A 21902-nucleotide genomic window follows, 5' to 3' on the forward strand; every position below is an offset into this window, starting at 1 on the left:
TAGGCCATCAGGCAAGCGGTTAAAAAGTCCGCTATTGCCACCAGCGGCGGCTAGCGTAAGCCAGACCCAGGCCGATTACGCCCCCCAAAGCGTCGCTGATGGCGTCGGACCACTCGCCGTGGCGGCCCAGGTTCATGGTCATCTGCAGCAACTCAATCAGCAGCCCGAACGCCACGCAGCCCAGCAGCACAATCAGGTAGGCGTGGCGCCGCAAAGTCGGCCACCGGGACTGGCGCCGCGCCGAAAACACCAGCAGCGCCGCCAGCACCACGAATACGCCCGCGTGGGCCGCCGTGTCGAAGGATATCAGCTCCCAGGGCGGCACCACCGGCATTTGGCGGGCGGGCGTGAGGGTGAGCCCCAACACCAGCGCCGCCCAGGCCAGCGGCAGGCCCACCAGGGGCCGGCTGCCAGACCTGGGCGGCGCGGATTGCTCGGTCAGACCGGGAAGGCTAGGCACCTACCAGCTCGCCGTAGACTTCGGCCGACAGCAAAGCGTCCAGCTCCGAAGGGTTGGCAATAGACATTTTCACCATCCAGCCGTCGCCATACGGGTCGGAGTTGACGGTTTCGGGGCTGCCGTCGAGCTGGCTGTTGATTTCCAGCACGGTGCCGGTGATGGGGCTGAACAGGTCGGAAACGGTTTTTACGGCTTCTACGGTGCCGAATACCTCGTTCTGGGCAACTTCCTTGTCGAGCGTGTCGATGTCAACATACACGATGTCGCCGAGCTCTTTCTGGGCGTGGTCGGTGATGCCGATGTAGGCAACGTCGCCTTCCACACGAATCCATTCGTGCTCTTTCGTGTACTTCAGGTCAGCGGGCAGATTCATAACAGTGCGGGGGTTGGGAAGAAGAGGAAGAAGCCGGGCAGCGCCGCGGCCGCTCAAAAGTAATTGTTAAATGGTTAAATGGCTGCATTGTTAAAGAGGTAGTCGTTCAACCTAATTTCGGTACAACGACCAACCCTTTAACAATGCAGCCATTTAACCATCTATCTACTGCGACAGGCTGTAACGGAGCTGCAGGCCGCCTTCGGTGGTGGAGTTTTTGAACGAGTTCTGCACCCGCGGGTCGGTGACGGTGCGGGCAAAGAAGAACTGCAGGTTGAGGCGCTGGTTGAGCACGTAGTCGATGGTGGGGCGCAGCTGCAGCTGGCGGGTACCGTTGGTGGTGAGGCCGAAGGCCCGGCCCAGCTCGCCTTCCACGGCCGGCTGGCCGCCAGCGGCCGGAATCGGGTCCGTCACGTCTTCGATGCTGCGCTGAATGGTGGTGTTGTCGCGGATGCTCAGGTCGAGTCGGGCGGTTAACTCGTTGCGTAGGATGCGCTGCTCGCCGCCGATGCGGAAGGGCAGCTTGAAGCGGTTGGTAGCGTAGCCGAAGCCAATTACCAGCTCTTGGGTGTGCAGCTCCGTTACCTGGGCGTTGGTGGTGTTGAGGCCGATAGCCCGCTCGGTGCGCAGCTCCACGCGGCCCGTAATCTTCTCCAGCGTCTGGAAGTTCACGCCAATCAGCGGCGAGAGGCGCTCCGCAATGCTTACCTGCCCGATGATGTAGTACGGAATGTATTGGCCCGAGGCGTTGGTGATGGTGCTCAGGCCTTCCGGCTCGGCAGTGTAACCGGAGGCCGTGGTGTAGCCCGCCACCGTGTACACCGACGAGTAGGCGTGGGTGATCGAGATGGAACGGAAGTAGCGCTTCACGAAGGGCAACTCGGCCAGGCCGTTGTAGTCGACGCGCCAGTTGGGGATGGGCAGCAGTTCGAACGGCTTGAACTTCTCAGCCTTGTAGCCGTCCGACGACTTGCCGCGGTAAGCATCCAGGAAGGCCGGAATCAGCACGTCCTGCGAGTTGTAGCCGTAGGTACCATTGCCGCTGGTGTTGGCCGTTGCCAGCCGCTGCTGCACGATTCCTCGGTTCTGCACAAACCGGTCAAAAGCCTTGGAATCTTCTCCCTCATTCAGCCGGTCGCCGAACAAGGTTCGGATGCTGATGAAAGACGTGCTGAACGTGCCGGAACCCAAATTCTGGCGCGGGGCGAGGTTGCCGGTGGGCTGCAGCGTTATTTCGTCGATTTCATTGCGGTAGAACACTTCCCGGTTGCGGGCCAGCTGGCGGCGGCCTTCCAGTTGAATGTTGAAGTCGCGGAAGGGCTCCAGGGAGGTGCGCAGAATCAGGTTTTCGGTGAGCAGGGAGCTGATGGGCGTGTTCAGGAACTGGCTCTGGTCGGTGTACCAGCCGCGGCTGGCGGCCCGGTCGTACAGGGCATCCAGGTCGTACTGCTTGCCCAGCAGGAAGGGCACGCCCGGCGCGTCGAAGTCGGAGTTCATGCCGAAGAAGCGGGTGCGCGGCAGGTAGCCGGGCAGCAGCGTGCCGTTGGAGCGGGTGTAAGTGAAGTTCAGCGAGCGGGCCGTCATCAGGGACCGAAGCACGGCTTTCAGCAAACGTAGCTCCGGGCCCTTGGCGGTGTCGGCTGGCACGTCGGGCTGGCCGGCCTGGCTGGCGCGGTCGAGGGCCGTGGGCAGACCGGGGCGGCGCTTGCCGGCGCTGGCTTCGTTGGCGCCGGGCGCCGGGGCGTTGTTGATGATGTTGAGGAAGCGCACCTTGTTATAGAGCTTCACCAGATCAATCTTGCCGTTGGCACTCAGCTCCCCGTTGTTCTGGATGGTGTTGCCCAGGTTCAGCTCCCGCGTCTGGGTGCTGTCCGGGTTAGCCGGATACAGCGGAGCCCGCAGCGCCGTGGAAGCCGCCTGCCAGGTGTAGTTAGCCGCGTAGCGTGCATCCGCCGACAGCCAGTCGGTGAGCGGGAACTTGTCGAGCGGCAGGCGGTAGGTGATGGCCACCGTCTGGTTGAAGTTGGTGGTGCGGCCACCGCGGCGGAACAGGTTTTCGCGCAGCTGCCGGCGGTTTTCCAGCGCTTCCGGCGAGTCGCCGATGGTGCGGCCCAGGCCTTCGTCAATCACCGCGCGGTTGTTAGCGGTGTAGTCTACCGTCAGGGCTTTGGTGAGGGCCCACTGCAGGTCGTAGATGCGGTTGAAGTAGAACGACTTCTGGAACACGCCCGGAATGCCGTTGGTGGTGGGCAGATTGCCCGGCTCCAGCACGCGCTGCAGGAACCGCTCGTTGTAGCGCCGGTCAATGTCGGCCCGGAACGAGAAGCGGGTGGGCAGCGGCGTGAAGTTCACGTCCTGGAAAATCTTCAGATACGGATTGTCCAGGGCCTTGATCTTGGCCAGCGGCGTGTAGTTCTTGGGCGTGAGCTGGTAGAGGTAGGCCAGCGCGCCGGTGTAGGTGCGGGTGTAGTCCCGGTCGGTGCGGATGTCGGTGTGGGTGCGCTCGGTGATGGAGTAGCTGGCCGCGAAGTTCTCGATGTCGTAGGGCATCGGCTTCTTCTCGGGGTTGGTGCGCTCTTTGCGCACGTTCAGCACCGAAATACTGCGGCTGGTGGTCTGGTCGATGACTTCCTTGCGATACTCGGCCTTGTCCTCTTCACGCTCAAACTTGCGCAACGACTGCTCCAGGCGGGTATCGGGGTCGAGCGGGTCGTACTCGGGGGCGCGGGTTTCGTTGCCGGCCTGCACCAGTACCGGAATCCGGAGGCCCAGGCGCTCGGGGAAGAGCTTGTCGGCGGCCACCGTGGCGTTTACGTCGCCGCGGGTGATGCTCTCCAGCGAGCGTTGCTGCAGCTTGTCCTGCAGGCCACCGAAGCCCACCGAGGTGTAGCTGCCGGTGGCCGTGATGTTGGCCAGGTCGGCGAGCTTGGTATTGAAGCGGGCGGTAGCGGCCCAGCCGTTCTGCTTATCGAAGTCGAACACCCGGAACTCATCGGCCCAGAGGCAGAAGGATTTGGTGTTGCCGTCGTTGGTGGGATTGAACAGGCCAATCATGGCGCCCTGCACCGCGCTCAGGTCGGGGTTGCCGAACACGGTGATGCTGGCGCCGTTCGGGAAGGTTTTGGTATAGGGGCCGGTGTAGCTGGCTGTGCCGCGGTTCACGGCCAGGTTGCGCTCGGCCTTCACATCAATGAACTCCTGCAACGAAAGGCTGATTTCGTTGGCCGTGGGCCAGATTTCGGCTTGGGTGGTAGCGGTGCGCGGCGTAATCTGCAGCGGCAGGCGGTACTCGTAGTAGTTCTGGTTGTAGTCGGTGCCGAGGCGCACGAAGGCCTGCACCTGGCCGTCGCGCACGTTGGCGTCCTCGCTTTCGGCGTGCAGGAACAGGCGCAGCTGCTTGTAGCGCAGCAAGCTCAGGTTGATGTTCTTATAGGCAGCCTGCCCGAAACCGTCGCGGAGCTGGTCTACGCACAGGCGCAGGCTCTGCTCGTTTTGCTGGCGGTTCACGGTGCCGGAGCCGTACTCCTTGTCGCGCTGAATGTTGGGCGGCAGCACGTACGGAATGGCGCCTTTGGCCCCGTCCAGCGCCGGGCCGTTTTCCTCCAGGCTCACGGTGCTGATGTTGAACGAGCGGGCCGCGTCGCCGCAGTTCACGCAAGGCTGGCTGGTTTCGGAAATCGGCTGCAGGTAGCGGCGCCACTGGTTGGCAATGAACTGGGGCTGCACCATACGCAGCACCACCGGCTGCTGCCAGCCCGTGAGATACATGCGCAAAAACCGGATGCTCTTGAAGCCGAACGGCTGCCCGTCGGCGCTGCGCACGGCATTGTAGTTGCGGATCGGAATGCGGAACTGGTACCAGTTCACCTGGTCGCCGTTCACCTGCTTGGTGATGCGGTCCACCACGTAGTTGTTGCCCACGGCAATGTCGCCGGGGTTGGCGCCCAGGTCCAACTGGTACTCGTAGTAGCGCTCCGTCTCCGAAATGACGTTGTCGCGGTTCAGGTCTTCCTTATCCGGGAAAGCCGTAGACGAGAGCTGGCTGTTTTCCTGCGAGTTGCCTTCCAGGCCGTTGTATTGTTTGTAGCGGCCCAGCAGCTTCACGTCGTTCTGGTCGTAGAACGGGTCGAGGTGGTGGCGGAAGTTGTCGCCGGAAGGGTCGGCGTAGGCTTTGCCGAAGAAAGCCGATTCCTCGGTGTCGTTGAGGCCGTCGAGGCCCACGTCCTGGCGGGCGCGGCCGCCGGGCGCGTTGCTGAAGGCGTCGGTCAGGAACTGCTGGCGCGCCACCAGGCCCCAGGGCGTGCGGCGCGTGGTCCCGATGGAGTCGTTGCTGGTCGGCAGGCCGTTTTCGAATTCGTAGCGGTTGTTGTCGCGCAGCACGTCCTCGCTCACGTTGCCCAGGTTGATCATCAGGCGGCCGCCGGTGGTATTGTTGATGCGCGGGTTTTCGCTGTCGTTGATTTCGCCCCGGACGCCAGCAATGAACGGGTCCATCAGCCAGAACTCCAGGTACTCCACGTTGGCGTTGTCGAAGTCAGTATCGAAGGTGATTTCGCGCGAAATAGCCCCGAAATTCTGGATGGCGAGTGCCGGGGGCAGGCTTTTGCCGTCGGCCGCAATGGCGGGGTTGTAGTTGTAGGGCCCGCGCTCCGACGGGTAGTAGGCCATGTCCAGCGAATACTCGAAGCCATTGCCGGTAGTGCCCAGGTCGCGGTTCGGGAAGATTTCGTTGCGCTGGATGCCGCGGGTGTAGTGGTTTTCCAGCTCGGCCGTGCCGATGTTGTTCGGTACGCTGGGCCCGTCCGTGTAGTAGCTCTGGTCGATGGAGTACCAGGCCAGCTTGGCGCGGCGGTAGGCCGAGGTGATGTCGTTGCGGTTGAACTCCGGATACGTGAACGGCGTGGAGCCCAGCCGCCAGGCCACGGCCGAGTTCAGCCCGCCCAGCGTGTAGGGCGTGCGCGCATTCTCGAAGTCGTCGAGGTAGCTCACGCCGTTTTCGCCGTTGCCCAGCTGCGACTTGCCCGGCAGCAGCTGCGCAAACTCACCACTGAAAGCCACCGACGACGGCTCCTTGGTGGAAATGAACGGCAGCATATCCAGGTACTTGGTGAGGGCGCGCGAGTCGCGGCGCATGTTCACGTCAAAGCCGTAGATGGTGTTATTGCCCGGCTCATCGCCGATGTTGACGCGGTTGATGCCGGGGGCCTGGTTTTCGCGCAGGTGCAGCACCGTGGCCCCGAAGTTTACGTCTTGGTTGAGGCGGTAGTCGAAGCGGGCACCGAGCAGCTTGCGCGGCTGCACCTGCACCAGGGCGTTCTTCTCGAACTCCACCCGCAACTCGTTGGCCGAGTTGAGGTAGGCCGGGTTGAGGATTTTCACCTTGGCCTGGTCGTAGAACACCTGGTAGTCGCGGCCTTCTTCCAGCAGCACCGAGCCGGCGCGCACCCGCACCGAACCTACCGCAATGCCCAGGCCGGGCAGCGTAATCTCGTCGGTGGCAGTAGCCTGGAACCGGCCGCGCAACACGAATTTATCTTTCTCGGTGACCTGCTGGGCGTCGCTCTGCACCTGGTTGTAGAGGGCATCGTAGACGTACTTGCGGGCCAGCAGCCGCTCGTTGGCGGGGTCGGAGCCGGGCGTCACGCCCAGCGTATCAAACTGGCTGCGCAGGTAGTTGCCGAAGGGCTCCACCACCGGGAATATGATCTTGCCCAGCTCTGGGTCGATGGTGATGCCGGGGAAGAAGTCGAAGTTACCGTCGGCGTTCTGGTCGTTGTTGGGGTTGACGTTGTCGAGGTTGAGCACCTCAATCAGCGGGCGGTTCTGGATGCGGGCGCCTTCCTTCAGCGAAATCAAATCCACGCCCGTCACGTCGTCCTTATAGATGATCTGGAGCTGGAAGTTGTCCCGGTTTAGCTGCGAGGCGTTCAACGGGTACACGTTCTTCATCATCAGGTCCCAGGTGGGCAGGTTCCGGGTGAGCAGGTTCGTGTTCTGCGGGTTCTGGCTGGGGTCGGCGAGGCCGACGGCGGGGTTGGTGGCCTTCAGCAGCTTCAGGAACACCACTTCGTCCTGGCTGCGGTTGCCGTAGTCGTTCACCACCTCCCCTACTTTGTAGGTGCGGCCGTTGTAAATGTATTCGTAGCTGACGCCCAGCACCTGCTCGGGCAGCAGCTGGGTGTTGAGGCTCAGGTAGCCCAGCTGGGCGTTGAAGGTGTACTCGCGCGGGTCGAGCTTGCGGGCCCGCACGTGCTCGAAGTCCACGTTTTTCACCAGCGGCTGGCCGGCCACGCTGCCGCCGCTCAGGTAGTTGTCCACGGTCAGCTCGCCGCGGGCCTGGGCGTTGGGCTGCAGCAGCTGCTGGAGCTGGTTGTTGGTGTTGTTGGCGGCGGCCGTGGGCACCACACCCCCGGGCAGTAGCAGCGGGCTCCGATACACGCGGCTGGCTTCGCCCAGGTCCATGAGCGGCACCACGTTGCGCAGGTTGTCGCTCTGGCGGTTGTCGTTGGTCACCCACACTTCCAGGTAGCGGATTTCGATGCCGCTCTGCACGGTGGGCAGGTTGCGAAGGGCCAGGTTGTACCGGTCGCGGAAAAACTGGCTCAGGAAGAAGTGCCGGTCTTTCTCGTACTGGCTGGCCTTGATTTCAAACTGCCGGCTCTGGCCGCCGTTCTGCACGCGCACCTCGTCGGCCTGGCCGCGCAGGGTGCTGGCCACGGCCGTCACGCTCATGCGCCCGAACTGCAGCTGGGTTTTCACCCCAAAAAGGTTCTGGCCGCCCACAATCAATGAGTTGTTGAGCGGCAAGCTCACGTTGCCCAGGTCCACCTTCCGGATGATGTCCGTGTCGAAGCCCGTGTAATCGAGCTTCATGTTGTTTTCGAAGTCGAAGGCGGCCTTGGTGTCGTAGTTGAAGTTCAGGCGCACCTTCTCCCCGATCTGGCCCGTCAGGTTGAGGTTCATGTTCTGGTCGAACTGAAACTCGCCGATGCGCTGCTGCCGGAGCGTGAGCGTGGGGTTCTGGTTGCGGTTGAAGCGCGCGCCCATCCGGATGGTGACGGCGCCGGCCGGCCGGATGTCCACGTAGGAGCCGCCGAAGATGCGGTCGGCCATGGGGCCGAGGTAGATCTTGGGAATCAGGCGGCGCGAGGCGGCCGAGCCGGAGTCGCCAACGACGCCCCCGGCCGAACGATTTCGGAAGTAGTCTCGTACAGCCTGTTGTTGCTGCCAGCGCGAGTATTCTTTGAAGGTAAGGCGGCTGGGGTCGCGGAAGTCCACATCCTCCCCTATTCGCTCCTCCACATCAAAATACTGCAGGCTGTCGTCGGGCGTGATGACCTGCTGCACGTTGCCGGGCAGCGGCAGCACCAGCGGCGAGCGGCGGCGCTGCGGCGAAAACGGCGTACCCACCCTATCGGCGGGCGCTACGCGGGGCCGGCGGCTGGTACGGTAGCGGCTGGTATCGGGCAGGGCCGTGCGCGGCGTGTCGGGCCCGGGCATAAGCCAGGGCCGGGCCTCGCTGGTTTCGGGGAGCCACGCCCAGAGCTGGCGCAGCGAAAAAGCGGCGGCCCCGGCAGTTTCCGCCTGCGACCACCAAGCACCCAGCAACGACGCAAAAACAACAGCAACTGAGGCAGTGAGGGACTTCTTACCGGAGTTCAAGTGCTACAAATAAAAAGGATGCAGGGGGCGCTGAGTGCGGAGCAGGGAGTAGCAAGCAGAAAGCATGCAGTAGCAGGTATGGAGTAGCTGGGAGTGAACACCGGGCCGCGCAGAGCTGGCGGCACGTGGGGCTCACTGCTTTCTACCCACTACCGATACTGCCTACTTACCACTCTATACTCCATACTAACTACTCAATACTTAATTGGACTTAAGAGCAAACTTAATCAATTCCTCCACGCTCAGGTCGTTGCCGTAGCGCTTCTGGATCTGGTCGAGGTTTTTCTCGGCGGCGGCCCGGGCGAAGCCCAGCGTCACTAAAGCCGACAACGCCTCACTGCGGCTGGTATTGTGTGCGCGGGCCAGCGGTACGGTATCGACGCCGGCTTTGGCCAGCAGCTCGTCTTTGCGCAGCTTGTCGCGCAGCTCCAGAATCACGCGCTGCGCCGTTTTGGGGCCCACGCCCTTGATGCTCTGGATGGCGCGCACGTCCTCGTTGACGATGGCCTGGCGGATTTCGCCCACGCTCATGCTGCTCACCATCACGATGCCCGTGCCCGGCCCGATGCCCGACACCGAAATCAGCAGCATAAACAGTGCTTTTTCGCTGGGGTCGAGGAAGCCGTAGAGCGTGTGGGCGTCTTCCTTGATGTGCTGGAAGGTGTAGAGCTTGGCCTTGTCGCCCTCGGCGGGCAGCTTGCTGAACGTGCTGAGCGAGATGCGCACCTCGTAGCCGATGCCGCTCACGTCGAGAATGGCCTGAGCGTGGTCTTTGTAAGCGAGCTTTCCTTCGATGTAGGCAATCATGGGGTGGTGGGACTTGGGGACTTGGGGACTTGAGGGCTTGGGTTGGGGCAACACCAGCGGCCGGGTTTTCTATCCCGGGCAGCGCGGCATTATTGGCAGAATAAGTTGGCCATGCGGCGCCTCACCCCCTAGCCCCCTCTCCTACAGAGAGGGGGCTAGGGGGTGAGGCGCCGGTAGTAGGCCCGGTACGGCACAGGCTAAAGCCTATGCTACGGGCGCTACAGGCGCTACAGGCCGCGGTTGGTCTGGCTTTGCTGGGCGTCGACCACGGCAATGGAGGCCATGTTCACGATTTCGCGCACCGAGGCGCCCAGCTGCAGGATATGCACCGGCTTGCGCATGCCCATCAGCACCGGCCCGATTACCTCGGCGCCCCCGATTTCCTGGAGCACTTTGTAGGCAATGTTGCCGCTAATCACGTTCGGGAAGATGAGCGTGTTGGCGCCGCCTTTTTCGGCCAGCTCCGAGAACGGGTACTGCTCGCGCAGCAGGTCGGGATTGAGGGCCGTATTGGCCTGCATCTCGCCGTCCAGAATCAGGTCGGGGTAACGCTTTTTGGCCAGCTCGGTGGCGCGACGGGCCTTGTCGGGTAGCTCGCCGGGGTTGGAACCGAAGTTGGAGTAGCTGATAACGGCCACCCGCGGCTCGGCGTCGAAGAAGCGTACGGCCTCGGCCGTGAGGCCGATGATGTCCACCATTTCCTCGGCCGTGGGGTCGATATTAACGGTGGTATCGGCGAAGAAGAACGGGCCTTTCTTGTGCTGGATGATGTACATGGAGGCCACGCGCTTCACGCCTTCCTCCACCCCAATCACCTGCAGCGAAGGCACAATGCTCTTGCCGTAGTCTTTGGTGAGGCCGGTGATGAAGGCGTCGGCCTCGCCGGTTTCCAGCATCATGGAGCCGTAGTAGTTCCGCTCGCGCAGCAGGCGGCGGCCTTCGTAGAGCGTAATGCCGCGGCGGCGGCGCTTCTCATACAGCAGGTTGGCGTACTCTTCGCGCTTGGCTTCTTCTTCCAGAATGTCGATGATCTGGCAGCCGTGCAGGTCGAGGTTGTTGGCCAGGGCAATGGCTTCCAGCTTCTTACGGTTACCGAGTAGAATGGGCACCGCAATGCCCTCGTCGAACAGAATCTGAGCCGCCTTGAGGATCTTATAGTTGTCAGCTTCGGCAAACACAACCCGCTTAGGGTTGGCGCGGGCCGCCGACGTGATGCGGTTCATCAGCTTCTGGTTCACGCCGAGGCGGCCGCGCAGCTCATCTTCGTAGGCCACCCAGTCCTGAATATGCACGCGGGCCGAGCCGCTTTCCATGGCGGCGCGGGCCACGGCCGGGCTCACGGCCGTAATCAGGCGCGGATCGAGGGGCTTAGGGATGAGGTAGGTGCGGCCGAAAGCCAGCGTGTTGTCGCCGTAGGCGCGGTTCACCATGTCGGGCACGGGCTCCTTGGCCAGGTCGGAGAGGGCGCGCACGGCGGCCAGCTTCATGGCTTCGTTGATTTCCGTGGCCCGCACGTCCAGCGCCCCCCGGAAGATGTAGGGGAAGCCCAGCACGTTGTTTACCTGGTTAGGATGGTCGCTGCGGCCCGTCGCCATGATGATGTCGGGACGGGTGGCCATGGCCAGCTCGTAGGCAATTTCGGGGTTGGGGTTGGCAAGCGCGAATACGATGGGGTTGTCGGCCATCTTCAGCAGCAGCTCGGCGGGCAGCACGTTGGCCGCCGAGAGGCCCAGGAACACGTCGGCACCTTCCAGCGCCTCGGCCATGGTGCTGATGGGCCGGCTGGTAGCAAAGTGCCGCTGTAGCGGGTCAAGGTCGGTGCGGCTGGCATTGATGACGCCGTCCTTATCGAAGACCACCACATTTTCCAGCCGCAAACCCAGCGCCAGATACAGGCGCAGGCAGCTGATGGCCGCCGCGCCCGCGCCGCTCACCACCAGACGGATGTCCTTGATGCTCTTGCCCACTACCTCCAGCCCGTTGAGCAGCGCCGCCGACGAAATAATGGCCGTGCCATGCTGGTCGTCGTGCATGAGCGGGATGTTCATCTTCTCGCGCAGCTCTGTTTCGATGCGGAAGCACTCCGGGGCTTTTATATCCTCGAGGTTGATGCCACCGAACGTGGGCTCCAGGGCCTTCACGATGCGGATGAACTCGTCGGGGTCGGTGGCGTCGATTTCAATGTCGAAGCAGTCGATGCCCGCGAATTTCTTGAACAGTACGCCTTTGCCTTCCATCACCGGCTTGGAGGCCGCCGGCCCGATGTTGCCGAGGCCCAGCACGGCCGTACCGTTGCTGATAACGGCTACCAGGTTGCCCTTGGCGGTGTATTTATATACGTCGTCGGGGTTGGCGGCAATGGCCAGGCAGGGCTCGGCTACGCCCGGCGAGTAGGCCAGGGCCAGATCCAGCTGGGTGCTGACGGGCTTGGTGGGCACTACCTCAATCTTGCCGGCGGGGCTTTGGGAATGGTAGTCGAGAGCGTCCTGCTTGTTGATCTTGAGCATGAGTCGGATTCCAGGGTGAAATGCCACCGCCGAAGCCGCAGCCTAGGCAAGTTGGGGCCAAATCCGCCGGAATCAAAGTTTACGCAGCTCGTCTGTCATTCCGGCAAGAAAGGAATCCGGGTAAACTGGTTTCCGCACCTGTACCCCGGATTCCTCGTGCGTCGGAATGAGAGCTTACCGCAGCGGCACCTCCGTGAAGGTACCATAGACGCGCAAATCGCCGGAGCGGCGGTTATCGACGCCGGTGGCCAGGAACGTGAACGGGTCTTTGCTATCGGCGGCTTCTACGGTGTAGCTGCCGCTGATCAGGTTGCGGGTGGCATCATAGCTGCTGATGACGAATGAGCCCGTGAGGTGGTGGTTGTTACCCGTTATCAGGTTGCCGATGGCGCTGCTGTTGAGGCTGGCCCGCAGGTAGCTCACCTGCACGTCGCCCGCGCCGGGGTCGGGCTGCGAAGCCAGCGTGTAGGCGCCGGTCAGGCCGGGCTTCTGGCGGCTTTTGGCAAGTGTGAATTCCAGCTGGTCGGTGGTGCTGGTTTGGCTGTTGCTGAGCTTGAGCACAAGCCGGTCGGAGAGCAACTGGCCGCTGGGCCGGTCGGCCAGGTGGTTGATGCCGCGCGTTTCGTCGGGGCTGGTGTAATGAAATGTCATGTTGAGGGTAGCCGCCTGCACCGGCGCGGCGGGCTGGGGCTGGTCGGCGGAGTCTTTTTGGCAGGCGATAGTGAATAGCGTAGCAGAAGTAAGGAGCGTAACTAGAAAGCGTTTCATCAACATAACCGGGAGCATAGATGGGTATGGCAGCCCGAGTTCCAAGAGTTGTGCCAGACTCTGTGGGAATAGTTCCGTAGCACGGATATTTTTTTGGCAGCCTGGTGTACTTAGCGGGCCGAAAGGAACATTCCGGCTCGCACCCTTTTGCTGTTTACCTTTCCCGCATGGAAACCGCCCACACCTTTCAGGCGCAGCTGGAGCCCGGCGGCCCCAGCTTTATGCCTACCCAGATAGTGGTAGTGCCGCCGCTGGTGCTGGAGGCGCTGGGAGGCAAGGCCACGAAGCGCGTGATGGGCACCGTGAACGGCCACGCCGTACGGCTAGGGCTGCTGCTGCTACCCGGCGGCGGCCGTTACCTGATGCTCAGCAAAGACCTGTGCCGGGCCGCGGGCATTCAGCTGGGCCAGCACCTCACCATCAGCCTCGCCCCCGACCCGCAACCCGACTATGTAGAGCTGCCCGCCGAGCTGGCCGAAGCCCTGGAAACCTGGCCGGAAGCAGAGGCCAGCTTCGCCAGGCACTCGGGCAGCATGCGCCGCGCCATGGCCCGCCACGTAGCCACCGCCAAACAGACCGAAACCCGCGCCCGCCGCGCCGTGGAGCTAATCGAGCGGCTGGCCCTGAACGGGCACCCGTTCCGGAAGTAACGCGAAGCTTCTGCGCACGTGCTTAGCAAGTTTCCACGCGTTAGCACAAGTGGCGCGGTGCCGCACACTCGCTTCGCTCGTTAACCAAGCGGGAGCTTGGTGTTACTTCTTACCGGTCCGACACCGAGAGCGAAGAACTGCCCACCGCCGGCTGGCCAGTGGCCCCAATACCTTCGGCGCTGACGCGGAAAGTGCCGCCTTGGTCGGCGGTATAGAACGTGAAGCGGGCCGTGCCGGAGGCCGGCACGGCTAGGCGCGGCAGCCAGTAGAGCGTAGTGGCACGCGGGTCGGGGCGGTTGGCGGCCGGGGCTTTTTCGTAGCGGGGCGCGTAGAACTCGCGGGCGCGGTGATAGGCCGGCAGTTGGCGCACTGCCACGCCTGCAGCAGGCTCCTTGCTGTAGTTGTAGTCGGGGTTGCCGCGCTTGGTGAATACGGCAATGACGCCATTGCCGCCGCGGCTACCATAAATAGCAGCCGACGCCCCTTTCAGTACTTCAATGCGCTCCACAATCGTGGGCGGAATTCCCACCAGCCCATCAATATCCGAAAGCGGCATACCATCGAGCAGAAACAAGGGCTGACTAGAGCCCGAAAAGCTGGAGATGCCCCGGATCTGGACGTTGTAGGAGAAGCCGGTACGCGTTATCTGCACGCCCGCCACGCGGCCCTGCATCAGCTGAAAAATATCGGAATACGTGTCAGCCAGCGGAATGTCGCGCAAGGTCAGTACGTTGTCGGCGGTGCCGTGGATGGAGCGGGGGTCGCGCGGGGGCGGCGTGGGGCGGCTGCCTTTCACGGTCACGTTGCGAAGCATAATACTGCGGCTGGAATCTGGGCGGTATTGCTGTTCGAGCACCTGCTGGCGGCGGCTGCGCTGGGCGTAGGCAGCTACTTCGGGCTGGGCGGCAGCAGGTGCCAGTAGAGGCAGCGGCAATGGTTTAGCCGGCAGCGGCCACAGCTCGTTGAGTTGAATCAGAACATTGCTGCCGCCTTTCTCGGTGCGGGCCTGCACCAGCACCCTGGCCGAATCCTGCCCGGGAAAGCCAGTAAACAGGAACTGTCCGTCGGCGTTGGATTGCCCGGCGCTGATGCTTTTTTCGGCCTGCTGAAACAGCGTGACGTTACCATTGGGCACAGGTTTCTGGTTGGCGCGCACCAGCCGGCCGCCCAGCGTAAGGTTCTGCTCGGTCATAAACTGATACGCGGCCACAGGCGAGGCGTTGGAAGCCACCAGCTCGCGCCACACAAAGCGGCTCCAGCCCTGCGTAAGCAGCAGCTGGTCGAGGGCGAGGCGCGTGTCGGACGTAGGGTTGCGGAAGTAGTAGCCGGGATTTTCGACGTAGCCTTTCAGCTCCGAGGTCAACAGCAACTGCGACTCGATAGTGGCGTCGGTGGTGGCGGTGGCGGGCAGGCCGCCATCCGTGGCCACGGCCAACGACAGCTCGGCGGCGGTCGGGGCGCCGGCGCCGGTGCGCACGTCTACGTCTACGGTCACGGCTTCGCGCGGGCCGTAGACGGGTTTGTTGGGACGCACAGTGATGCGCAGGGGGTTAGCATCGGGCACGAATGCCAGCCGCTCGGCGCGGGACACTTGCTGGTCGTCGAAGAGCGTTATGTGCAGCACGCCGGCGGGCATTTTGCCTTTGGGCAGGGTAGCCGCGAATATTTCATTACCCTGAATCTGCCCCTCGCCCACGTACACGGGTACGCCGCGCACATGCGCCAGCAGCCGCAGACCCACCGGCCCGGCCGGCGCCCCCGCTGCCGGCTGGTGGCGAATAAATACTTTAAACGAGTTGCCGATTTCGCGCGTGTTCATCACCCAGCCACTGGGCTGGGCCACAGGCAGCGGGTAGTCGGCGGTGGTACCGGCGGGCAGCGCCACGCGGGCGTGGTAGCGGCGGCCGGCGGCCGGCGTGAAGTTAAAGGAACTCATGCCCAGCGCGGGCGTGCTGAAGCTGGCCTGCACTTGGTTCTGGTCGTCGAGAATGTCACCGCGCACGGCCAGGCCGGTGCCGGTGGCATCAAGGGCCTTCACCCCTACCACCGTGGCTAGGCCGGCCACATAGTCGCCTCCTTCCGGAAAAAACTGCACGTCGGGCCGGGCCGGGGCTGCCGGACGGGTTACGCTGCGGCGGGCGGGAGTGGGCTTGCCGGCTGAGGCACTGGCCGCGTCGGGAGCGGGCGGCGCCACCTGCCACACGGGCACGCGGCGCGAGAAAAACAGCTGCTCGCTGGTATTACGCATCCAGTGGGTGTAGGCGCGCACCGTGTATATGCCTTGCGCCAGCGTATCGGGCAGGGCTAGGTCGCCGTGTGCAAGGCCGCCGCGCAGGGCCAACGTGCGGCGCAGCAGCACCCGCCGCCCCGAGGGGCTGACTACATCCACGTACAGCACCCGGCTGAGCGAGTCGAGCTGGTGATGCCGGGCATCGGCCACGTAGGCCTTAAACCATACGGTTTCGCCGGCGGCATATGCGGCCTGGTTGAGGTGCAGATAGCTGATTTCGGGCTGAGCATCGGTATAGAAAGCCAGCAGCCGCTCCACGAGGCGCCCGGCAGGGTCAGCAGGGGTTTGGAAAGCCAGACTAATGGCGGCCATGGAAGCAGCGGCAGCGCCCAGGGCTAAATGCTGCAGGCGGAGAGGTAAAGTAGTTTTCACAGGATACTGGTAGTGAATGAATAAATCGAGGCGAAAATAGAGGAAAGACGCTACAACGCGAAGCTTCTGCTTGGTGCTACCTGTGCAGCGAATATGCGGCGCCGTGCCATTTGCGCCAATGCCTGATATTCGCTTCGCTCGTTCACCCAGCGGGAGCTTCACGTTACAGCCGAATGCTGAACACTAAGGGTTCGATTATCAAATCATTGGTGTAGGTATCCACGACTACCCGCACACCGCCTTCCAGCGGGGTGCGCAGCCGCAGCACGTTGAACAGCGCCGCCACGTCGAGGCCCACGTTGCGGTAGTTGCCGCGGCCCGACACGCCGGTGCTGCGGCCCTGGGCCACATCCAGAAACCCGGTGGCCCGCAGCCGCTGCACGTACAGCAGCCGCCCCACCGACCAGTGCGGAAACGCCAGCGGCAGGTAGTAGTCGGCAGAGGCAGCGCTGAGCTGGTCGAAGCTCACGTAGTTTTCGCCGCGGGGGAAACTGATGGCCGAGGCAAACTGATACTGCCGCTGCTGCTGGCGCTGGTAGCCGGCACGCAGGCGCAGGCTGTGGTGCTTGCCCAGGCCGGGCACGTACACGCTGCCCTGCGCGCCCCACTGACGGGCCTCCAGCCCCACCCCGAATGGCGTGAGGCGCGAGGTGAGCAATGCCGTAGCACCCCAGCGCGGGGCCACGTCCCGGGCACTCATTTTCAGCTGCCGCACGAAGCTGAGAGTGGTTTGCAGGGCGTGCACCGGCCGGCCGGGGCCGGGCTCGGAGCGGAACCGCACCGGCAGATCGTAGCCGCTGACCTGCTCCAGCAAGTAGTAGCTACTCAAAGTCAGGGCCGACAGGTATTTGGAGCGGGTGAGCGTGAGCGGCAGCCGCAGGCCAGCCGTGAGGCGCGTGGTCTGCCAGCGGTCGGCGCGGAGGCTATCGAGCGGCTGGTTGCGGGCCCGGTCGATGTAGCGGGCGGCGTTGCGGCCGCCGTGGCTGATTTCGGCATCGAACACCGGGTATTTGCCTTGGTAGCTGACGCCGCCGAATACGGCCCCGGTGCGCTCGTTTTGGTCGTAGCTGACGCCGGCCACGGCCTGGGTGGTACTCAGCAGATCCTGCGAGCGAAGGCCGAGGCTGACGCTGTTGCCGGTGGGACTTTGCACCACGCCCCAGCTGAACACATTGAATGCGTGCCGCAGCACCGAGTAGGGCCGCACCGGGTAGCGCGTGGCCGAATCGGGACGCGAGGCGCTGCCCAGCTGCGCCACCACGGTGGCGGCGCCCGGCTCGCGGGCGGCCAGTGCGGCGGCGTAGGGCTGGCCGGCATCGGCGGCTTCGGGCGGCGCGGGCGGCACGGCGCGCCACGTGGCCGGCTGCAGCGGCATCTCCACGATGCGCGCTCCGGTAGCCTGGAAATCGTGAAACGCCAGCCGCTGCCCATCCGGCGACACGGCCGCCTGGTAAGCCCCCAGCGGCCGGCTCGTCACCTGATACACCTGCCCGGTAATGTTGTGCACGGCATACACATTATCAATGCCCGACTGCGGCGAGTTGTAGAGCACGTAGTCGGCCCAGGGCTGGGGGTTTGTCAGGTTGACGTTGGCCACGGGCAGCAGGGCCCGCACCGCGCCGGTAGCCAGGTCGATTTCATCGATGGTTTTGCCGGCCAGCTTCAGCACCACCGCCACCACGCGCTGGCCGTCGGGCGTGAAGCGGGGCTGCAAGTACAGGTCGTTCTGGGGGTTGGGCAGGGTTTGCAGCACGGCGCCGGTGAGGGCGTCGAGCAGGTGCAGGGCGTGGCGGTAGGCGCTGTCGGTTTCCACGGCTATCAGGCGCGTGCCATCGGGCGAGAGCGAGGCGGCGGTGTAGCGGTGGCGGCGGCCGAGGCGCCCCATGCGCCCGATGCGGCCGGTGGCCAGGTCCAGCACCTTCAGCTCGGAATGGATGCGCTGGCCCCAGCGGGCATCGGGCTGCAGCTCGGGCCACACAGCCTTGCCGCCGCCTACGCTCAGCTGCTCGGGCAGGTTCAGCAGGCCGGGCACGAACAGCTTGCGCTCCTGCCCGCGCCGGCCCAGCAACACCAGCTGCGCAATGTCGCCGAGGCCGGATTTCAACGCCAGCACGGTGCTGTCATTCACATACTGCGGGTACTGATACTCGGTAAACACCGGGCCCTGGTACTGGCCGGCCAGCTCCCGCGCCGCGGTGGGCTGCACCGCGCGCTGCTGCGTGCGCCACATGGAGTCCAGCTCCTGCATCGTGCGCTGGTAGAGCTGCTCTACGCGCAGGCCGGTGGTGCGCTTCAGGCCATTAGAGAAAGAAAACGGGTAGAACGGAAACCGGTAGTAGCCAGTCAGGGCCCGGTCCCAGACGTCGGCGCCGTAGTGGGTTTTGGCGTATGACGTGAGGTAGTAGCCCAGCACGTACCAGTTGGGCACTTGGTCGCGCAAAGAGCCATTCACGGCTTTCTGGTAGCTGTAGGTGCGGCCCGAAAGCAGATTGGCCCGCAGCCCGGCCCCGAACTCCGGAATGCGGCCCCGGCCGCTGCGCGTGAGGGCCGTTTCGGTGCCCACGGCGTCGCCCTCGAAAAACCACTGCGGCACGCCCACGGCCGCCACGCCCAGCGCCCCGTCGCCGAGCAGCGGCCCCAGCAGGCGGCCTATTCCCTGGCGGCCCTTCTCGAACTGCGCCACGTGCCGGTACTCGTGCACCACCAGCCCGGCCAGCCAATCCACGGTGCCCAAACCCATGCCCTGCTGCGGGGTGCTGAAAAACTCGGCGTGCCGCGGCAGAAACGTCACGAAGCCGTTGCTGACGCTGGTGCGGGTCTGCATCACCACCGAAATAGGCCGCGGGCTGATGCCCAGCGTGGCCGCGCCGGGCCCGTGCACCTGCTCCAGCTGCCCGGCCGTGCGCTGGGCAGCCTCCTGAAACCCCAGCGGGTACAGCACCCGGAAATGCGGCGTGCGCACTTCCTGCCAGCGCAGTGTGGGCGGATTCTGGTCGAGAATGGGCAGGCTTTGGGCGCCGGCAGTAACCACCGAAGTCAGACCGGCGGCAGCCAGCAGAAGAGTACGCATAGAACAGGGAGTGGGCGGCTTGCAAGAAACCCTACGCACACCGAAAAGCCAAAAGTGCCGGTCCGGCACGCTTTAACAGCGCAACCAGACCGGCACTTTCAGCGGGGCGGCAGTGGCGCCGCGCTATTTGGTGAGCTTGATGGTGACAACGCGCGGGCCGCTCACGGTGAACTTGCACTCGTTGAAATCGGGCGGGGCCAGCGTGGGGCGCACGTTGTTGGAGAAGGCAAACGGCTCGGTAGGGATGCCCACGAAGTTCTTGTCCAGCTTGTCGTTGTTGTTCATGTCCTGGGTGATGGCCACGGCCCACTCACCGTTGGGCAGGTCTACGGGCAGCGTAATCTGGCGCTGGCCGGCGGGCATCACCACTTTCTTGAACACGTAGCCCTGGGGCTTGAGAAACTGGTCGCGCAGGTTGTAGAAATACAATTTTACCACCGACTGCGTGGAGGCCAGTGCCGAAACGACCACCGTAATGGACGACGTTCCCGCCGGATTGCCGGCCGAAGCCGGAACGGCGGCCAGCAAACTGCCGGCAGCAAACAGGATGGCACGCGTCGAAACTATCATAGACTAAACAAAACAACCGTGGAACAGTGCAGGCCCAACACGCAGCGCTTCCAAAAAAGTGCCACTACCGACGTAACCAGTCGGCCGCGCAGAAGGGGCCATCAATATAGCCAGAAACCCCGGGTTTGTGCCTACCTGCTCCATCTAGGCATCCCAGTCGTCCAGGCCTTCCTGCTGGGCGCCGAGGCAGATTTCGTCGAAGAACATTTCTATCTGGTAGGGGTCGATATTGGGGTTGAGTACCCAGTTGCTGAGCGCATGGCAGTATACTTTCAGCATTTCCGGCCGGCCAATTTTCGCAACTGCTTCCCGGTGGAAAGCCCGCATACGGGCCGCCATTGCCTCTCGCACCCGTGGGTTATCGGGCACACTGCCAGCCGGAAAACGCGTATCATCTGAATTTGACATAATTCACTATTTATTTGAACAAAATAACGATACGTTGTTTGATTTAAAGAGTTTCTTCTCCTTGATTTCGGTTATAACGCCGGCCAAAGTAATGCCGCCGGCCCTAAAACCACAAACCTCCGCCGGCTAGCCAGGTTGCAGCAGCACCTGCCGGTCGCCATCTGCCCGCTATTGGAACGGCAGAGCTCCCGGCGGTTGTTTGACAGCAGGCGGCCAAGTCCGGCTGTCGGCTTCCTGCGTATATTCCCTTCTTGATTTTTCCCTGTTTCCCTCCCGTTTCTCTATGCTGTCCTTTCTGAAAAAGAACCCCTACCTGCTGAGCATGCTACTGCTCACGATGGCCTGCTCCCAGCAGCGCCCCGCCGACGCCCAGGCCCTGAGCCGCTCCACCGCTGGCGGCCTGCCCACCGCTACCCAAGCCAAAGGCTTGGCCGTAGCCACGTTTGCAGGCGGCTGCTTCTGGTGCACCGAAGAAGTATTTGAGGAGCTGAAAGGCGTGCAGTACGTGGTATCGGGCTACGCCGGCGGCAAAGAGGCCAACCCCACCTATGAGCAGGTGGGCAGTGGCCGCACCGACCACGCCGAGAGCTTCCAAGTGTACTACACCCCCGGCCAGATCAGCTACCAGCAGCTGCTGGACGTGTTTTTCCTGGCCGGCCACGACCCCACGACGCTCAACCGCCAGGGCCCCGATGCCGGCGCGCAGTACCGCTCGGTGGCCTTCTACCGCACGCCCCAGGAAAAGCAGCTCATTGAGGCTACCATCAAGCGGGTGAATGCCTCGAAGCACTACCCCAACCCCATCGTGACCCAGGTGAAGGCCTTTACCAAATTCTGGCCCGCTGAAGACTACCACCAGGGCTACTTCCGCCTCCACGGCGACAACCCCTACGTGCAGTCGGTGTCGGTGCCGAAGGTGCAGAAGTTCCGCAAGGCCTTTCCGCAGCTGCTGAAAAACCCGCTGTAGCGCGCCGCACCTCACTGGTTTCCTGCCTTAGCGGCCGCATACCCCATATGCGGCCGCTCTTGGCTTTCGGCCCTCAGGCAAGGCCCAGTCATAGCTGAATGGCTATATTATGCCAGTCCCTGTATCTTGCACCCTCGCTCCGCCTGCTCTTCTTCCCGCACCTATGCTCTGGTCTGACACCACCGAAACTGCCGCCGCCCGCACCCTGATGCGGGATCTGCAGCCAGTGCCCATGCTGGATGCGCTGCCGCATCTGGCCTGGCTCTCCACCCCCGATGGCACCGTTATCCATTGCAACCGGCGCTGGCACAGCTACACCGGCGCCCCCCCCGATGCCCTGGCCGATGGCGGCTTTGTGGAGTATCTGCACCCCGACGACCGCGCCGAAGCCGCCGATGCCCAGCTACGCCACCTGCCCAACGGCAAAACCATGGAGCTGCACCTGCGCTGGCGCGGCCAAGACGGCCGCTACCGCTGGTACCTCGACCGGGTGGTGCCGCTGTATGGGCCCGACACCAAGCTGCTGGGCTGGCTGGGTACTTCCACCGACATCGACGAGCAGAAGCGGGCCGAAATCCAGGAGCGCCGCGGCCGGGAGCTGTTCGAGCTGATGGCCCGCGCCACCAACGACCTGATGTGGGACTGGGACATGACCTCGGGCCGGATGTGGTACAGCGAGGCTTTCTGGCAGCTGGTGGGCTATCCGCCCCGCCCCGACACCGAAACGGTGGCCTTCTGGCTGAGCCTGATCCATCCCGACGACTTGGAGCGGGTGCAGAACGGCGTGCAGGACGACCTGACCACCAGCGCCAAGCTGCTGGAATCGGAGTTTCGCCTGCGCCGCTCCGACGGCCACTACCTCACCATCCAGGACCGCGCCTGCGTGATTCACGACGCAGCCGGCCTGCCGGTGCGCATGGTGGGCGCCATGCGCGACGCGACGGAAGAAGCGGCCCTGCGCGGGCAGTAGCAGCAGGCGCCCGGCCACCTGGCGCAAA

Annotated in this window: 13 protein-coding genes; 3 read left to right on the top strand and 10 right to left on the bottom strand. The window is 63.6% G+C overall.

The features are described 5' to 3' along the window. Window positions 1-31 precede the first annotated feature (31 nt). The 6 genes from O3303_RS12950 to O3303_RS12975 form a co-directional block, all read right to left on the bottom strand. Window positions 32-460, bottom strand: coding sequence for a VanZ family protein (locus O3303_RS12950; RefSeq protein WP_269558812.1), 429 nt, complete (start codon window positions 458-460; stop codon window positions 32-34). Continuing rightward, window positions 453-833, bottom strand: a complete 381-nt coding sequence (gene gcvH, locus O3303_RS12955; RefSeq protein WP_269558813.1) for a glycine cleavage system protein GcvH — start codon at window positions 831-833, stop codon at window positions 453-455. Before gcvH ends, O3303_RS12950 begins: the two co-directional genes overlap by 8 nt. Window positions 834-998: 165 nt before the next feature. After that, a complete protein-coding gene (sov, locus tag O3303_RS12960) occupies window positions 999-8495 on the bottom strand; it encodes a T9SS outer membrane translocon Sov/SprA (protein ID WP_269558814.1) in 7497 nt (2498 codons plus the stop codon). Window positions 8496-8696: 201 nt separating this feature from the next. Then, window positions 8697-9302 (bottom strand): Holliday junction branch migration protein RuvA, encoded by a 606-nt coding sequence (gene ruvA, locus O3303_RS12965; protein WP_269558815.1) that lies wholly within the window; start codon window positions 9300-9302, stop codon window positions 8697-8699. A gap of 227 nt (window positions 9303-9529) precedes the next feature. Further along, the gene (locus O3303_RS12970) at window positions 9530-11809 is read right to left on the bottom strand and encodes an NADP-dependent malic enzyme (protein ID WP_269558816.1); all 2280 of its coding nucleotides are present in this window, start codon (window positions 11807-11809) and stop codon (window positions 9530-9532) included. A gap of 174 nt (window positions 11810-11983) precedes the next feature. Continuing rightward, window positions 11984-12577: a hypothetical protein gene (locus O3303_RS12975; RefSeq protein ID WP_269558817.1), complete on the bottom strand. Its 594-nt coding sequence runs from the start codon at window positions 12575-12577 to the stop codon at window positions 11984-11986. A 167-nt stretch (window positions 12578-12744) separates the two neighbouring features. Here O3303_RS12975 and O3303_RS12980 point away from each other — a divergent pair, with 167 nt between their 5' ends. Next, complete coding sequence (locus tag O3303_RS12980) at window positions 12745-13227, top strand: YdeI/OmpD-associated family protein (RefSeq protein WP_269558818.1); 483 nt, start codon at window positions 12745-12747, stop codon at window positions 13225-13227. A gap of 109 nt (window positions 13228-13336) precedes the next feature. Here O3303_RS12980 and O3303_RS12985 read toward each other — a convergent pair whose 3' ends face one another. The 4 genes from O3303_RS12985 to O3303_RS13000 all read right to left on the bottom strand — a co-directional run bounded on the left by O3303_RS12985 (window position 13337) and on the right by O3303_RS13000 (window position 19808). Beyond that, a complete protein-coding gene (locus O3303_RS12985; RefSeq protein WP_269558819.1) occupies window positions 13337-15889 on the bottom strand; it encodes a TonB-dependent receptor plug domain-containing protein in 2553 nt (850 codons plus the stop codon). 163 nt (window positions 15890-16052) lie between these two features. After that, the gene (locus O3303_RS12990) at window positions 16053-18959 is read right to left on the bottom strand and encodes a TolB-like translocation protein (RefSeq protein ID WP_269558820.1); all 2907 of its coding nucleotides are present in this window, start codon (window positions 18957-18959) and stop codon (window positions 16053-16055) included. 123 nt (window positions 18960-19082) lie between these two features. Further along, window positions 19083-19529, bottom strand: coding sequence for a DUF2141 domain-containing protein (locus tag O3303_RS12995; RefSeq protein ID WP_269558821.1), 447 nt, complete (start codon window positions 19527-19529; stop codon window positions 19083-19085). Window positions 19530-19673: 144 nt separating this feature from the next. After that, window positions 19674-19808, bottom strand: a complete 135-nt coding sequence (locus O3303_RS13000; RefSeq protein WP_269558822.1) for a hypothetical protein — start codon at window positions 19806-19808, stop codon at window positions 19674-19676. A gap of 412 nt (window positions 19809-20220) precedes the next feature. Here O3303_RS13000 and msrA point away from each other — a divergent pair, with 412 nt between their 5' ends. Together msrA and O3303_RS13010 are read left to right on the top strand one after the other, a co-directional pair. Further along, window positions 20221-20904: a peptide-methionine (S)-S-oxide reductase MsrA gene (gene msrA, locus O3303_RS13005; protein ID WP_269558823.1), complete on the top strand. Its 684-nt coding sequence runs from the start codon at window positions 20221-20223 to the stop codon at window positions 20902-20904. A gap of 163 nt (window positions 20905-21067) precedes the next feature. Further along, window positions 21068-21874 (top strand): PAS domain-containing protein, encoded by an 807-nt coding sequence (locus O3303_RS13010; RefSeq protein WP_269558824.1) that lies wholly within the window; start codon window positions 21068-21070, stop codon window positions 21872-21874. Window positions 21875-21902 lie beyond the last annotated feature (28 nt).

Origin of the sequence: Hymenobacter canadensis (genome assembly GCF_027359925.1) — a bacterium.
Taxonomy (GTDB): Bacteria; Bacteroidota; Bacteroidia; order Cytophagales; family Hymenobacteraceae; genus Hymenobacter; species Hymenobacter canadensis.